The 15,236-nt window shown below is 44.5% G+C and carries 13 protein-coding genes; 5 read left to right on the top strand and 8 right to left on the bottom strand.

Annotation, left to right across the window (positions count from 1 at the left end; genetic code table 11):
* Window positions 1-31 precede the first annotated feature (31 nt).
* Both ABJF57_RS11440 and ABJF57_RS11435 read right to left on the bottom strand, forming a co-directional pair.
* A complete protein-coding gene (locus ABJF57_RS11440; RefSeq protein ID WP_462229136.1) occupies window positions 32-601 on the bottom strand; it encodes a hypothetical protein in 570 nt (189 codons plus the stop codon).
* Window positions 514-1,044 carry a transglutaminase domain-containing protein gene (locus tag ABJF57_RS11435; RefSeq protein ID WP_462229134.1) on the bottom strand — a complete coding sequence of 177 codons (531 nt, stop codon included), beginning with the start codon at window positions 1,042-1,044 and terminating at the stop codon, window positions 514-516. The genes ABJF57_RS11440 and ABJF57_RS11435 overlap by 88 nt, the downstream gene beginning before the upstream one ends.
* 185 nt (window positions 1,045-1,229) lie before the next feature.
* Between ABJF57_RS11435 and ABJF57_RS11430 the strand changes: the two genes are divergently transcribed.
* A complete protein-coding gene (locus ABJF57_RS11430; protein WP_462229132.1) occupies window positions 1,230-1,751 on the top strand; it encodes a hypothetical protein in 522 nt (173 codons plus the stop codon).
* Window positions 1,752-1,884: 133 nt separating this feature from the next.
* On the opposite strand, the gene ABJF57_RS11425 is transcribed toward ABJF57_RS11430, so the two are convergent.
* From ABJF57_RS11425 to ABJF57_RS11410, 4 genes are all read right to left on the bottom strand, one after another.
* On the bottom strand, window positions 1,885-2,982 hold the full coding sequence (locus tag ABJF57_RS11425; RefSeq protein ID WP_462229130.1) for a type 1 glutamine amidotransferase domain-containing protein: 1,098 nt from the start codon (window positions 2,980-2,982) through the stop codon (window positions 1,885-1,887).
* A gap of 81 nt (window positions 2,983-3,063) precedes the next feature.
* A complete protein-coding gene (locus ABJF57_RS11420; RefSeq protein WP_462229128.1) occupies window positions 3,064-4,149 on the bottom strand; it encodes a helix-turn-helix domain-containing protein in 1,086 nt (361 codons plus the stop codon).
* A gap of 180 nt (window positions 4,150-4,329) precedes the next feature.
* Window positions 4,330-5,193 carry a TolB-like translocation protein gene (locus ABJF57_RS11415; protein WP_462229126.1) on the bottom strand — a complete coding sequence of 288 codons (864 nt, stop codon included), beginning with the start codon at window positions 5,191-5,193 and terminating at the stop codon, window positions 4,330-4,332.
* A gap of 856 nt (window positions 5,194-6,049) precedes the next feature.
* Window positions 6,050-6,565, bottom strand: coding sequence for a hypothetical protein (locus ABJF57_RS11410; protein WP_462229124.1), 516 nt, complete (start codon window positions 6,563-6,565; stop codon window positions 6,050-6,052).
* A 157-nt stretch (window positions 6,566-6,722) separates the two neighbouring features.
* On the opposite strand from ABJF57_RS11410, the gene ABJF57_RS11405 reads away from it, so the two are divergent.
* From ABJF57_RS11405 to ABJF57_RS11390, 4 genes are read left to right on the top strand one after another with little or no spacing between them, the layout of a single operon-like run.
* The gene (locus tag ABJF57_RS11405; RefSeq protein WP_462229122.1) at window positions 6,723-9,626 is read left to right on the top strand and encodes a GH92 family glycosyl hydrolase; all 2,904 of its coding nucleotides are present in this window, start codon (window positions 6,723-6,725) and stop codon (window positions 9,624-9,626) included.
* Between the two features lie 2 nt (window positions 9,627-9,628).
* The gene (locus ABJF57_RS11400) at window positions 9,629-10,612 is read left to right on the top strand and encodes an isoaspartyl peptidase/L-asparaginase family protein (protein ID WP_462229120.1); all 984 of its coding nucleotides are present in this window, start codon (window positions 9,629-9,631) and stop codon (window positions 10,610-10,612) included.
* The gene (locus ABJF57_RS11395) at window positions 10,605-11,858 is read left to right on the top strand and encodes a sugar MFS transporter (protein ID WP_462229118.1); all 1,254 of its coding nucleotides are present in this window, start codon (window positions 10,605-10,607) and stop codon (window positions 11,856-11,858) included. The genes ABJF57_RS11400 and ABJF57_RS11395 overlap by 8 nt, the downstream gene beginning before the upstream one ends.
* Window positions 11,859-11,861: 3 nt before the next feature.
* A complete protein-coding gene (locus ABJF57_RS11390) occupies window positions 11,862-12,767 on the top strand; it encodes an ROK family protein (protein WP_462229116.1) in 906 nt (301 codons plus the stop codon).
* Window positions 12,768-12,771: 4 nt separating this feature from the next.
* On the opposite strand, the gene ABJF57_RS11385 is transcribed toward ABJF57_RS11390, so the two are convergent.
* Window positions 12,772-13,329, bottom strand: coding sequence for a mycothiol transferase (locus tag ABJF57_RS11385; RefSeq protein WP_462229114.1), 558 nt, complete (start codon window positions 13,327-13,329; stop codon window positions 12,772-12,774).
* A gap of 12 nt (window positions 13,330-13,341) precedes the next feature.
* The gene (gene ggt / locus ABJF57_RS11380; RefSeq protein WP_462229112.1) at window positions 13,342-15,039 is read right to left on the bottom strand and encodes a gamma-glutamyltransferase; all 1,698 of its coding nucleotides are present in this window, start codon (window positions 15,037-15,039) and stop codon (window positions 13,342-13,344) included.
* Window positions 15,040-15,236 lie beyond the last annotated feature (197 nt).

Here is a 15,236-nt window from a genome sequence, read left to right as displayed (position 1 = left end):
ATAATCTATAGACATTGAGTAAGTTGGATAACTAGAATTCAACATCATAAATCATTGATGGCCAGCCACTATCCATGTAAATTCCGATTTGCTTGAGAGACGCGCTCAATGGTTGTATGATGAATTCAATTCTATTTTCAGTTACAATCTGCTCTACAATTTCAATTTTAGGAATGATTAGCGAAAGGTTAGGGTAGCTGTTTTCAAGGCTATCGTAATTTTCTAAGGTAACTTCAATGTTGAGCTTATCTTTTAAACTTTCCATTGGCCATCCATTTATTGAGATATCATTCAAATCAAATTGCCTGTCAAATTCAAGTACTAGTTTAAACGGATGAAGCGTGTCTAGTTTTAGTATTTTACTTTTTGGTGCATAATTAATCAATCCGTATTCAAAAGGTTGATGAGATTGGATAGGAGATTTGTAAAAAAGACTTTTGGCAGTTACTGAATCAAGGAGCGACCATCGCAAATCATCAGGATAGTGGTCAGAAATCAACTGTTCAGGAGGCGTTAAATAGAAGAAAAGGTTTTTCTCTTTTCTACAAAAGAGTTCCTGGATACATATCCGCTTGCCCAGGTAATGTCTAATAAATACCATTGATTATTGATAAGCACTGCATTCCATGCGTGTTCGGCCAGTTCATCCCTTAAAGGAAACCGCACCTTCCCAGTTATATATTTACATTGAATTTTTGCTAGCTCACAAAGCGACAAGAAAAGCCTTGAATACCCATCGCAAATGGCCTTTTTTGTGCGGATCACCATTTCGCTCACCTTGCTATTGTACACTTTCATATAGCTTGCTGAATCTAGATTCGGATCAATTATGAAATATGGATAATCAAGGTTTTGCTGGTACGTTTTCACGTCATATTCAATATTGTCAGTTATCCAGTTAAATATCGAAACCAAATTAAGACTATCGCTTTGGTTTTGATTTACAATCTTTTTTGAGATCAGAAGAAGCTGAGATTCGGTGCCAGTTTGACCCTGCAATTGAGAAAAGACTAAAAGACAAATAATAAAGATTGATCTCTTCATAGTATTGGATTTATGTTGTATTAGCAACAAAAAGTATGCTAAGTGTTGAATCAGCCATGCCGGTCTCGATCCGGCATCTTCAGAAATGATGGCTTTTTAATTTTAGGGAGCCCTCCCATTCATCAAACTTCCCTTTGTATCGTTTTTGAAAATAGCTAGATTGAAGTACACCAAACAAAACAGTCATGAAACGATCCCTGGGTACACTCCTCATTTTACTTGGCATTGGTTACCACTCATCCGCTCAGAAAGAAGAATACCTGAGCAAGGTGCAGACACTGGATAGCACGATAGAAACGCTTTATGCTGTCATATCAGGAGAAGCAGGAGAGAAGCGTGACTGGGAGTTGTTCAGATACCTGTTTACGGCAGATGCTAAGTTGCTTCCTTCTCGCGCCAATGAAGAAGGCAAGATTGGCTATCGAGCGATGACGCCAGACGGATACATAGAAACTTCAGGGAATTGGCTGGAAACCAATGGCTTCTTTGAAAAGGAAATCTACCGGGTGACAGAGACCTATGGTTCCCTTACGCACATCTTCAGCACCTATGAATCGTATCGAAGTGAATCCGATGAGAAGCCCTTTACCCGAGGCATCAACAGCATGCAGCTCATGAACGATGGTGAGCGCTGGTGGGTACTGAATATCTATTGGTTGGGAGAAACAGAGGATAATAAGATTCCGGAAAAGTATTTACCGAAGTAGTTCACAGCTATCTCATCAGTCATGCCGGACTTGATCCGGCATCTTCAGATATTTTTAATAACTAGAGCGAGCTAGAAGACCGCAATACCAAAAAACAAAGACTGGTCATCCACCAGCCCTTGCTTTTTGGTAACTATCCTTCTGTTGCAGCTTTCGCGTGACTGAGCAAGCCGACCAACTGAAATGATTTTAAGACATTCCACTGCATTGCAGCCACTATGCTGTGCATAGCCAACAATGTTCGATTCATTTCTAGCTTGTTTTCGGCCATTTCAGTGATTCGCTTTTTAGCGGCCTGATATCCTTGATCTTGAAAACTGCCAAGCACTTTGATGGCGTTTTCTTCCGGCGTGATCTCTCGTATCTTTGGTTCATAACCCATCTGGCTAATCATGGTCTCAGCCAATTTCCAGGTTGACCAGGGGTTTTGTCCGGTGACGATATTGCCATCCTGGATGACATTTTCCAGGTACATGGTTCCTTCCTTGAATTTTGCTCCATTTTCAACCAATTTATCCTCTAAGAGGAAAGGAAAAATGGTTGCTGCATCGGGGATCAGAAACAATTCTTCTGTATTCGTAAAACTGCTAACGGTGCGATCTTTCAACATGTACTGACCTCCGTCAAGGGTTACATTTACCAACGCAGCAGGTCCGTGGCAAACCGCCCCAATCACTTTGCCTGATTGGAAATAGGAACTTACAATAGATTGAATGTGTGGATTGTCTGGGAAGTCGTACATCGCTCCTTTGCCACCCACGAAGTAAATGGCTTGATAGTCGGCAGGATCAACAGTTGCAATAGGTAAGGTGTTTTTTGCTTTTTGCTGTGCAACAGGATCATTCAAGAAGGCAAAATCATAGACGCCCATATCTTCATCATCATCGATCCTCGGTGGATTCCCACCTTTCGGGCTTGCCACATCTACTTCAAAGCCATTAGCAAGGAAGACGTAATAGGCACGTGACAGTTCCGTGAGCTCGTAGCCTGTGGCCTTCCCGCTATTCCCCATCTCATCGGTGCTGGTGACTACCGCCAAAATCTTTCCTCTATTTGGGATCGGATTTTCCGAAAGGTAAGGCAGTGATTCAGCGAGCGTTTCTTTTACATCAAAATTGGGGTCAGGTCTTGGAATTAAACCAATGAACCAATAACCAAATGCAAAAAGGGCAATAGCCAATCCAAGGATGGATAGCAGTGACCATTTCAGTATTTTCTTAAATCGTGACATGTTGTTTCGTTGTTTTTTAGCAAATCAACGGGTCTACAGTGTCGAATCCTTCCTAAATGATCATTTCGCAAGAGTAAAAGATCATTTTGGCAACTGCTGCCGATAGGCTTGAGGCGTTAGGGTGGTCTGTTTTTTGAATGCACTGTTAAAGCTCGAAATGCTGTTGAAGCCTGCTTCAAATGCGATGGCAGAAATAGTGAGGTTTTTGTGTTTCGCATCGTTGAGCAGTCGAATGGCCTCTTCAACGCGGTAGTGGTTGACGAATGCATTGAAGTTCTTCTCGCTTTTTTGGTTGATGACCATTGACAATACCTGCGTGCTTACGCCAAGGGTTGCGCTCAATGATTTAAGCGTAAGTTCAGGATCCCTGAATTGCTTTTGGTTGACAATCAACTCCACTGTTTTGGAGAACAAGTGCTCCATTTGTTCCTCTGAAATGCGGGTGGTCTTGTATTTTTCCTGATCAATATCTTGGAGATACCCTTTGGATATCACGATAAAGCTGATCACATAAGCTACAATGGAGTAGAGCACAGGGCCAACCACATAGGGGATGGACTCATCAAAAAGATTGAGTACGTAAGCCACCCAAATGATCAGTAATCCGTAAAAGAGCAGCGTGAGTAGCTTGAATGTGGAGTCATTAAGGCCAGCCTTTCGCTGATTTGAGATGTACCTTTTTGTTTTTATCAAATACCATAAATAGTGACCGTAGTAGCTTAGAAAAAGGAACAGGAAAATCAACTTGCTCAATGTTTTCAGGTCATTTTCATCGATCCAAAACCCGAAGAGTACGGCACAAAATGCAGGTACAAAATGGAACAGCTGCTTGTTGGTCCAGCGGAACGATTTATCTGCACTCGCATTTGCATATAGGTAAAACAAAGGACCGATAGCCATCATGGTTCCTAAGCCAATAAAAATGAATTTAGCATCCAGGTTGTCCAGGAATTCGAGGAAGACCGATTTACCGATGCGAAAGGAGAGTACAATCAGGAGTACACTCAACAAGCGATTGGCTAAAGAATTTCCTTTGTTGGAAGTCCCGAGGAAAATCGCCAAAAATAAGCCATGGATTACCCCAAGCCCACTGACAACAACAAGGAAAATTTGACTTACGGTCATGGCGTAAAGGTAAATGCAAAGTGCATGTTTTCTCCACGTCATATGAACTATCTAGCAAAGGCAAACCAAGCAGTCATGCGAACCTGTCTACCGAACTGCAAACCAAGCAGTCATGCCTAACCTATCTACCGAAGGCAAACCAAGCAGTCATGCCGGACACGATCCGGCATCTTCCAGAATGTTATTTGCATTTGAAACCACAAGTTTTTGCGGGGCTATATATTATCTAAAATTTTCAATGATTTTGGCATCAACCCAATAAACATCGTTATTCCTTATGAAAAACAAGTATTTCCTATCAGGGGACAATGACGGTAGTTCCCCATTCAGTCCCATGTCTTTTGGAGTTGTCCAATTGCCTTTATCGTCTCTGAAACTTATATGCATTGAACCAAATTTTGTAGGTCCTGATGGATTGAAAATCACATAGCTTTCGTCAGGAGAAATGAAAGGATCCTCAGCAAAAGATCCTAAATCCGCTTCAAAAGGTTTTGCTTGCAAGTATTGTCCATCCTTCCATTCAGAATAGAAAATCTTTTCAGTCTCATCTTGAAAACTGAATCTCTTAAAGTACAATGTTCCATCATCAGCGACGGAAGGATGTAGTTCCAGAGCATCTGGAGTGTTTATGTGTGAGTCAAGGGGTCTTGGATTTTTCCAAGTACTATCCTCTCTGTCCATCACCCATATATTGTATTCTCTTCTTGAGTCCTGTTCGTCAACTAAGTCAATTGAGGCAAAAAACATCCTTGAACCATCTTTGGTAACAAAAGCTCTAAAACTCTCTTGGTTTGGGATTGGTAAAGCTTCCGGTAGTGACCATTTAGTATCAATGATTTTCGAAAACATAATTTTGGTAAGACCCTCTTCTCCTTCCCTTGTAAAATAGAATTCCTTCCCGTTGGGATGAAAAGATGCAGCCTTCTCAGAATTGTCTGTGCTAATGAAATCAGGAGCAAACAATTTAGCAGTAAGATCTGGCGTTTCTTGCCCCATGTATTCACCCTCCAATGAAATGTTTGTCTTTTGGGCGTTAGTGAATGATGCTGCTAGAATAAGGAAGAGGTATAAGAAAATTTTATTCATAGTGATTAATTACACATAAGGTTTCAGGTATGGAATGTACCTCTGAACTCATTAAATATCAACAATCTAACAGTTTTGCATATCAGTTTCAAGTAACCTAAATGGCGGAACGGTAAATGCAAAGTGCATGTTTTCTCCACGTCACGCGGGCTATCTAGCAAAGGCACACTAAGCAGTCATGCCGAACCTATCTACCGAAGGCAAACCAGTAGTCATGCCGGACTCGATCCGGCATCTTCATTATGAGAAGTCAGAAGTTGTAAACTAGTGGTAGATTATAAATTTTGATTAGGTAGCATTACTTTCTTGTAGTCACGGAAGTAACTTCCGCGCCAGATAGGACTATCTAGCAAAGGCACACCAACTAGTCATGCCGAACCTATCTACTGAAGGCAAACCAGTAGTCATGCCGGACTCGATCCGGCATCTTCAAGAATTTAGATTGGAAACTACAAGTTCATGCAGGGTATACAGCACAAGCTACAAGCTTGCGCTAGCGGAGGTAAACTAGTGGTAGCAGTGGTAGATTATAAATTTTGATTAGGTAGCATTACTTTCTTGTAGTCACGGAAGTAACTTCCGCGCCAGAAAGGTTGGAAACTACAAGTTCATGCAGGGTATAAAGCACAAGCTACAAGCTTGCGCTAGCGGAGGAGGGAAAGCTATAGATAGTACGTCTACATATGATCTAATTGACCGATAACGTCCAACTATCATCTGTAAGCCGGACATTTCAAATATCTCTTAACGTATCTCATCACTCCGGCTTTTGCAAGTAGCTCAGTTAACTTATGGATGATAATGTCTGTTATGCACCTCTTTATAATGGAATTGTCAATTAGTATTTTAAAAATTTTCACTCCCTTTCCTCAATTTCCAGAATTAAATCAGCATTCAAATTAGCAGCTAAACGCTTAGCATGTTTGACTGCCTTATCCATATTTGAATACTCAAATGAAAATACAGGTTTAGAAGAATTTGAATATATGAGTGTTTTGAAGTCAGTTACTTTTCCTGAGAGAGTCGGGCTTATCCCATTCGGTGTGTTGCTGCTTATGTAGCTGGTCGAAATTACTCTTATTTTTAATATGTCTGGCAGAGCCATCCATTCACCAAATTTGTAACCGCCAATTGATGAATATTCCTTAAATTTTTTTTGGGTAAAATCAATCAACGTTCCTCCATATGAGGATAAAATTAAAAGACCTGCGATTATAGCTCCTGTTCCTACAACCAAAACCCTTTCCATTGAACTTCCACTTTTTAAAAATGTCGGGCTGACTAAAGCAAATAAACCTGCGAGCATCAGAAGCATTCCGAGCAGGTGTGACCCTGAAAGCAAATTTCGTTTTTTAAAGTTGAAATTTTTCATTGAGAGTTGCCTTGTGGTGCCTAACCAGTACCTAACCACCACTTCCTCTAATCTACTAAAATCCCAACAATCTACCGTTATTAATCACACTCAATCCCACCAATTAACCACCCGACTATTCACCACTTAATCCCATTTTCATTAATTTCCGATTCGTATGAAACAACAGAACCTAATGCGCACCGCACTGAGCTGTTTTATTGCAGGAGCTATGCTTATTTCGTGCTCGCCATCAACCCCTAAAACCGCTTTCGAGCGCGTCAACCCATTCATTGGAACTGGCGGTCACGGACACACCTTTCCGGGTGCCACGATGCCCTTCGGGATGGTGCAACTCAGCCCAGACACAAGACTAGAAGGCTGGGACGGATGTTCGGGTTATCACTACACCGATTCGGTGGTTTATGGCTTCAGTCACACACACTTGAGCGGTACAGGCATCGCAGACTATGGCGATGTGCTGCTCATGCCTTACACTGGGGAGACGTTTTACAACAATGGAGCAGACGGTGCGCCGGGCTATGGCTCTCCATTCCTGAAGTCCACCGAGGTAGCTGAGCCCGGGTATTATGCGGTCAATCTAGCGGCGGATGATATTGCCGTCCAGTTGACGACCGCCAAGCGCGTTGGCTTTCACCAGTATGATTTCAATGGCGCAAAAGATCGCCAGCTCATCATTGATCTGGCGCATCGGGATGAGGTGCTGCAGTCGAATCTGATCCAGGTGAATGACTATGAATTGACAGGGTTTCGTCACAGCAAATCATGGGCACAAAAGCAGTACGTGTTCTTCCGCATCATCTTCGATCAGCCCATCCAGTCCATGGAATTTGGAGATGGCAATCAAGGCATCAAGGCGTCGCTCGGGTTTGGAGCAGGCGATCAATTAAAAATCAAAGTGGCCATCTCAGCAGTGGATGAAGAAGGCGCCAAGAAAAATTTGGAAGCAGAAATCCCCGGTTGGGACTTTGCGAAAGCCAGAGCCGATGCACGAGTTGCCTGGGAGTCGCAATTAAATAAAATCAATGTGGAGGGCGGCAGTGATCAGCAAATGGAAGTGTTTTACACGGCACTCTACCACACCATGATCGCTCCAAACTTATACCACGATGCAGACGGAAGGTACCGAAGCACCGACCTGGAGATTCATCAGGATACGGACTTTACAAACCATACGGTGTTTTCTTTGTGGGATACCTACCGCAGTACACACCCACTTTACACGATCATCGAGCAGGAGCGAACTGTGGATTTCATTCAGACATTTATCAAGCAATACGAGTATGGCGGCCGACTGCCGATGTGGGAGCTGGCGGGTAACTATACCGACTGCATGATTGGCTATCACGCTGTACCTACCATCGCTGATGCATACATGAAAGGCATCGAAGGATTTGATACGGAGAAGGCGTTGGAATCCATGATTCACAGCTCCATGCAAGACCGGTTAGGGATAGATGAGTTTCGAGCCTCTGGTTATATCCCTTCTGATGTGGAAGCTGAGAGTGTTTCCAAGACGTTGGAATATGCCTATGACGACTGGACCATCGCAGAGATGGCGAACCAAATGGGCAAGCCAGAAATTGCCTCCGTCTACTATCAGCGTGCACAGAACTACAAAAATGTGTTCGACCCTTCAACGGGCTTCATGCGGGCGCGAAATAACAACCGTTGGTTCTACCCATTCGAACCTGCCGAAGTTAATTTCAACTACACAGAAGCAAACTCCTGGCAGTACAGCTACTATGTGCCGCAGGATGTAGAAACCTGGATTGAGTTGCTTGGCGGTGATGCAGCGGCTGAGCAAAAGCTTGACGACATCTTTTCTGCCAATTCAGAAACCATGGGGCGAGATCAGGCAGACATCACTGGGTTGATTGGCCAGTACGCACATGGCAATGAGCCGAGTCATCACATTCCATACCTGTACAATTTTGTCGGTCGCCCAGATAAAACACAAAAGCTGGTGCGTCAGATCATGGATGAGCTGTATTCGGATCAGCCAGATGGGCTTTCAGGAAATGAAGATTGTGGACAGATGTCATCCTGGTTAGTGATGAGTGCCATGGGATTTTATCCGGTAGCTCCGGGAAGTACGGATTACATGTTGGGTAGTCCATGGTTTAAAAAAGCCACCATCAATCTGGAAAATGGGAAGCAATTTGTGATAGAGGCTCCAGAAAACACGGATGCCAATGTGTATGTGCATAGTGCGCAGTTAAATGATGAAGACCATCCATATTCTTTCATCAACCATCAGGATCTGATGAATGGAGGTAAACTTTCCTTGGAAATGCAGCCTGAGCCTTCAGCTTTTGGAACCATGAAAGCTCACCGTCCAACGTCCAGGATTGATGCAGAGGCGATTGCCATTCCAGCACTGCAAACAGGTGATCATGCCTTCATGGAGTCTACTCAGGTCACCTTGTCTACTCCGACAGCAAATGCAGCTATTTTTTATGCGTTCACTGCTGGTGGCGACTCCAAGAAATACGAAGAATCTTTTGCCATTGATCGTTCGACCGACCTGTACGTTTGGGCAGAAAAAGGTGGGAAAGAAAGTTTGAAGGCCAAAAGCACATTCTATAAAATCCCCGAGAAGCGAAGCATCAGCTTGGGTACCGCATACGCCAACCATTACACGGCAGGAGGAGATATGGCCTTGATTGACTTCATCAGAGGAGGGGAGGACTTCCGGACAGGATCATGGCAGGGATATGAGGGCATTGACATTGAAGCAGTGGTGGATATGGGCAAAGTGGGCAATTACACGGTTGCCAAGATCGGATTCCTACAAGATGAAAACGCGTGGATTTTCATGCCCACCGAAGTGCAGTTCTCGGTTTCTGATGATGGGGAAAACTTCACAGAGCTTGGCTCAGAAACGAATAATATTTCCTACAAGGAGAAAGATGCTATCCTGAAAGACTTTAAATTCAATCGGCCGTTCGCCGGTCGATACATAAAAATTGTAGCGAAGAACCGTGGTGTGTGCCCGTCCGACCATAAAGGAGCAGGGGGCAAGTCATGGATTTTTGCTGATGAAATCGTAATCAACTAACCATGAGTACTCGAAGAAAATTCATTAAAAATTCATTTGCTACAGCAGCCGGCGTAGGATTGGTCGGGGCAGCTTGTGCAGAGGCCAAGCCAGAACCGGAAACCCTTGTCCGGTCGAAAAAGCTGAAAGCGCTGAGTACATGGATACACGGAATGGAAGCCAATGAGGAGGCCATGCGAGTCATGGATGAGGGTGGAAGTGCATTGGACGGTGCAGAAAAAGGAGTGAAAGTGGTGGAGGCTGACCCCAATGGAAGTTCTGTCGGAATAGGTGGATTACCTGACAGAGATGGCAATGTGACGTTGGACGCATGCATCATGGATCACAAAGGCAATGCAGGTTCCGTGTGCTTTTTGCAAAACATCAAGCACCCGATAGCGGTGGCCAGAAAAGTGATGGAAGAAACACCACATGTGATGTTGGCAGGAGAAGGAGCGAAGCGCTTCGCGTTGGCGCAGGGGTTTGCAGAAGAGAATTTATTGACCGAAAGCTCGAAGAAAGCCTGGGAGAACTGGCTGGAAAAATCGGAATACAATCCAATCATCAATGTGGAAAATCATGACACGATTGGCATGATCTGTCAGGATGCACAAGGGAACCTTTCCGGCTCTTGTACCACTAGCGGACTGGCTTACAAAATGCACGGACGGATCGGTGATTCTCCCATCATAGGCGCTGGACTATTTGTAGACAATGACTATGGAGCTGCTACAGCTACCGGCATGGGCGAATTGATGTTAAAAACGCTTGGATCCTTTTTGGTGGTGGAGTTGATGCGACAAGGAGCCACTCCGCAAGAGGCGTGCGAAGACGCCGTTCAACGTATTGTAGACAAGCTGGACTACAAAGCATTTCAAGTGGGCTACCTGGCCATGGACATTGCGGGGAATACGGGAGCATATGCCATTCATCCAGGCTTCAATTACGCGGAGATGGCAAATGGAAAAAATGAATTGATTGATGCTAAATCATACTTGAATGGCTAAACAAAACCATGGAGCAAGCATGTTTTACATGTTGCTCCTCTTCTTCACCTGGGGGTTTCTAACCGAGCTGGATGGCGCGCTTATTCCGTACCTGAAAGGATTGTTTGAGCTCACCAATTTCCAATCGTCTCTAGTCGCCTCTGCCTTTTTTATTGCTTTTTTTGTAGCAAGCTTGCCCTCTTCCTGGTTGCTCAATCGCATTGGTTATCACAAAGGAATCATTGTTGGATTGGTGATCATGGCTGCAGGTAGTTGGTTGTTTTATCCAGCTTCCGCAATCATTTCCTATCCGCTCTTTTTAGGTGCTATTTTCGTTCTGGCTTCTGGAGTGACGCTGCTACAAGTGGCAGCCAATCCGTATGTGGCACGATTGGGTGAGCCAGAAAAAGCCTCCAATCGATTGAATTTAGCTCAAGGATTCAACAGTGTGGCGAAGATGATTGCCCCATTGGCGGGAAGCTATTTCATCTTGCGAGGGCTTGCAGGCTTATCACCCTCAGAACAAGCAGAAGCCGTTCAGATGCCTTACCTCGTGCTTGGAGCATTGCTGCTCTTACTGGCGGTCATCTTTCGATTCCTGAAATTACCCGAGGTGGTAGAAACAGCTGAATCAACGAATGAAGCTGAAGGCGAAAGCGTCTGGAAGAAACCTCATCTCATCAAAGGAGCTGTCGCTATTTTCCTGTATGTAGGAGCCGAAGTGACCATCGCTTCGTTCCTTGTTATTTATTTGAGTGAAAATATTTTCCCTGCACTGCCCGAGTTTCAGAGCTATATCGCAGGGTTAACCGAGGAAAAGGATCAAATCGCGAAGTTTCGTGAAATAGGAGCCAGGTACTTGCCCTTTTATTGGGGAGGTTTGATGGTTGGAAGATTGGGTGGTTCTTACATTCTGAAATTCATCAGCAGTCAGAAATTGTTGCGTGTTGCAGCCATCGCCTGTGTGTTGCTGATGTTAGGCTTCAGTGTTTCATCTGGTTACCTAGCTATGTGGTTGCTGATCGGAACAGGACTGTTTCTGTCCATCATGTGGAGTAATATTTTCACGTTGGCCATTGCCAACCTTGGGCCTCAAACCAGTAGAGGGTCTGGAGTGTTGGTGGCCGCAATTGTCGGAGGCGCCTTACTCCCTCCTTTGCAAGGCTTGATGGCAGATAGTTCGATTGGACTTCACCATTCCTTTTTGATCACGATTGTTTGTTTTGTTTACATCGCCTGGTACGGGTGGAAGGGGTTTAAACATTAGCGCATGAAATACTACATCGGGATCGATATCGGAGGGACCAGCACGACGATTGGCCTGGTTTCACAAGAGGGTAAAATCAGCGATCGTTCGGTGATCTTAATAGAAGGATTTGCCTCTGGGCCCATTGAGCCATTTTTAGATGCGATAGTAGATGCGATCCAAGCCCTGGCGAAAAGAAAAGGTGTAACCATAGAAGGAATCGGCATTGGAGCACCAAATGGAAACTTCTACAACGGCACAATGGAATACGCTCCCAACATGCCATGGAAAGAAGTGCATGAGGTGGCCGCTTATATTGAAAAAAGACTGAGCGTGAAGGCGGTGCTCACCAACGATGCGAACGCCGCAGCAATTGGCGAGAAGCAGTTTGGGGTTGCGAAGGATATGAATGACTTCATCTTGATCACGCTGGGGACAGGTTTAGGAAGCGGAATTGTAGCTGGCGGCAAGGTGATTTACGGTCACGACGGTTTTGCCGGAGAGCTTGGACATTCCATTGTTGTGCCAGGAGGGAGAGACTGCACCTGTGGAAGAAAAGGCTGTTTGGAAGCCTATGTATCCATCAGAGGGTTATTGGAGACGTATCACGCGTTTGAGGTTGGAACGGTGAACACGCCCCAAGAAATAGCGATGAAGGCTGAAGCGGGTGAGCAAGCTGCTATTGAAACTTTTATGAAAACAGGAGCATGGTTGGGTCTTAAGCTGGCGGATGCTGCCGCATACACCAGCCCCGAAGCGATCATTTTCTTCGGGGGCATTGCGCAGGCAAGTGACTTGTTTTTCCCTTCCCTCAAAGAAACTCTGGAGGCGAACGTTCACAACCTCTATCAAAACAAAATCCGGATCATGCGATCCGGACTTCCATTGAATGATGCGGCTGTGCTTGGGAGCGCAGCGTTAGTGATGTGATGTTTTACTCAGGAATCCTACCCTGAATCAATCTTATTTGTCCCATATGATTGGCCTGGTGCTCCATCACATGGTACCATGCCCAGTGATTATTCATGGATCCGGCAGAGGTCTTCTTTGCAAACCATTTGTCGTCCTTCTCTTTTAACAAGGCTTTTGTTTCGGATCGAACCTGATCCCAGATATCCAGGTAGTAGGAGATGGGTTGATCTTTGAGGGTTTCTCTCCCCGCATCTCCCAGACTCATGGCGGCACCCCATTTTTTATTTTCCTCCGCATTAAAAGCACGTCCTTCAAGCGTATACTTCTGATAATACACTTCGGTAGCAGCCAGATGCATGATCATTGCTCCAATGCGATTGGCATTTTCATCAAGCAAAAAATCTGTCCCCTTTTGATCCATGTTCGACACAATTCTAGTGACTCTTCCTTTCAGATCATCCAACATGGAAATCATGTTGCCTATGTCGTTGCTATAGCCTTTCGCAGGTTTAATGACATTTTGAGCATACAAGCCTTCAGCTATGATCAGTGCTATGAATACGTATAATATTTTCTTCATCTTTTAATTGTTTTAGAATCCTTCAGCATAATTATCTCCTCTGGTGTAGTCGGCACCGCCCTCAAGTTTGCCGTCTTCGCGGACGAGAATACAATCCATCCGACCCCAGGATTTCCGACGCTCAATTGAGTGTCCTTTTTTTTCAAGACTTTCGATCACTCGGGGATCTATGAGTCTTTCCTCAATAAGAATTCGATCCGGCAGCCACTGGCTATGGGTACGAGTCGCATTCACGGCGTCTTGCATGCTCATGCCATGATCAATCACATTCACAATGGCCTGAAATACCGAAGTGATGATCGTAGCACCTCCGGGCGTTCCGACAACCATTTTTAGCTTGCCATCTTTTTCAATAATGGTAGGAGTCATGCTACTCAGCATTCTTTTTTCTGGCTTTATGGCATTCGCTTCACCTCCAACAAGCCCAAACATGTTGGGTACACCGGGTTTGGAGCTAAAGTCATCCATTTCATTGTTTAGAAAAAAACCAGCACCCTTCACATAGACTTTGCATCCAAAGAATGAATTCAGCGTTGTGGTAAGAGAAACAGCATTCCCCTCCGAGTCTACGACAGAAAAATGAGTGGTCTCAACACTTTCAATCACGTCAACCGCCCCTTCTTTGATGTCCTGAGAATCTGTTTTCTTTTTAAGTGATATTGATGAGAACCGTTCTTCATTATATGCCGGGTCAAGTAGCATGGCTACCGGGACATCATAATAGTCAGGATCTCCCAGGTGTGTGGCTCTGTCTGCATAAACTCTGCGTTCCAGTTCAGTCATGAGATGAATCGTTTGAGTCGTGTTATGACCCATTTCTGAGAGATTGTGTTTTTCTGCTCCCTGAAGCAATTGGATGAGGGCTATGCCACCGCTGGATGGTGGAGGCATTGAGATGATTTTGTGTCCCCGATAAGTACCCACGACTGGGTCTCGCCATTGAGCATTGTAGTTTTTTAAATCTTCCTTGGAAATCATTCCACCACCGCGCTGCATCTCTTTCACAATTTGGTCCGCCACAATTCCACCATAGAAACCCTCTCGCCCCCGATCTCTAATTTGTGTAAGCGTGCCTGCCAGTTCAGTGAATTTTAAAGTATCGCCTTCTTTCCACGGTTGCTGCTTAATAAGGAAGAAATCAGGTCCATTGACTTCCATGAAAACATCTCGTTTTTCATTAAATTCTACAGCCTGATTCTGCGTAATCGTAAACCCATAAAATGCCAGATTAATGGAAGGTTGAATGAGATCTGCAAGTGGAAGAGTTCCGAACTTTTCATGGAGCTTTAATATTCCATCAACAGAACCGGGAACACCTGCGGCTTTATGACCTTTGGTACTCAGTCCGTCAATGACATTGCCGTCAGCATCAAGAAACATATCCCGGCTGCCAGCCATTGGAGCTTTTTCTCTGAAGTCGATGGATCCGGTGCTGCCATCATTCATGCGGTAGACAGCAAACCCACCGCCACCAATATTCCCCGCTCTTGGAAAAACGACTGCTAAAGCAAATTTCACTGCCAGGGCTGCATCAAACGCGTTTCCGCCCTTGTTTAGTACTTCAATGCCTACCTGAGTAGCCAAAGGGTGGGCAGATGAGATCATGACTTTCTCTCCCAGTGGCCCAATCTCCGGTTCCTTTGGTAAAGAAACCTGCGTGGTTTGGCAAGCACAGAGTACGATGAGTAATAAGACCTTTAAAGATTTCATGGATTAAGAATATTTAAATCAGAAACCGAAGCTACAAAAGGTCATACGGGTAAAAAAATGCGACTATAAATTCGTTATGAGAGATACTAAGGTAGCGCTTTTCATAAGTCCGTAGTATTCAAGGGGTAGTCATGATCCTGGTTAAGATATAAGTGAATTTGAAATTTTGTTGTTACGGGTCAATTTACTATCTTCAT

Source organism: Ekhidna sp. (assembly GCF_039940915.1).
In the GTDB taxonomy this organism is placed as follows: domain Bacteria; phylum Bacteroidota; class Bacteroidia; order Cytophagales; family Cyclobacteriaceae; genus Ekhidna.
This window is presented reverse-complemented; position numbering and strand designations above follow the sequence as displayed.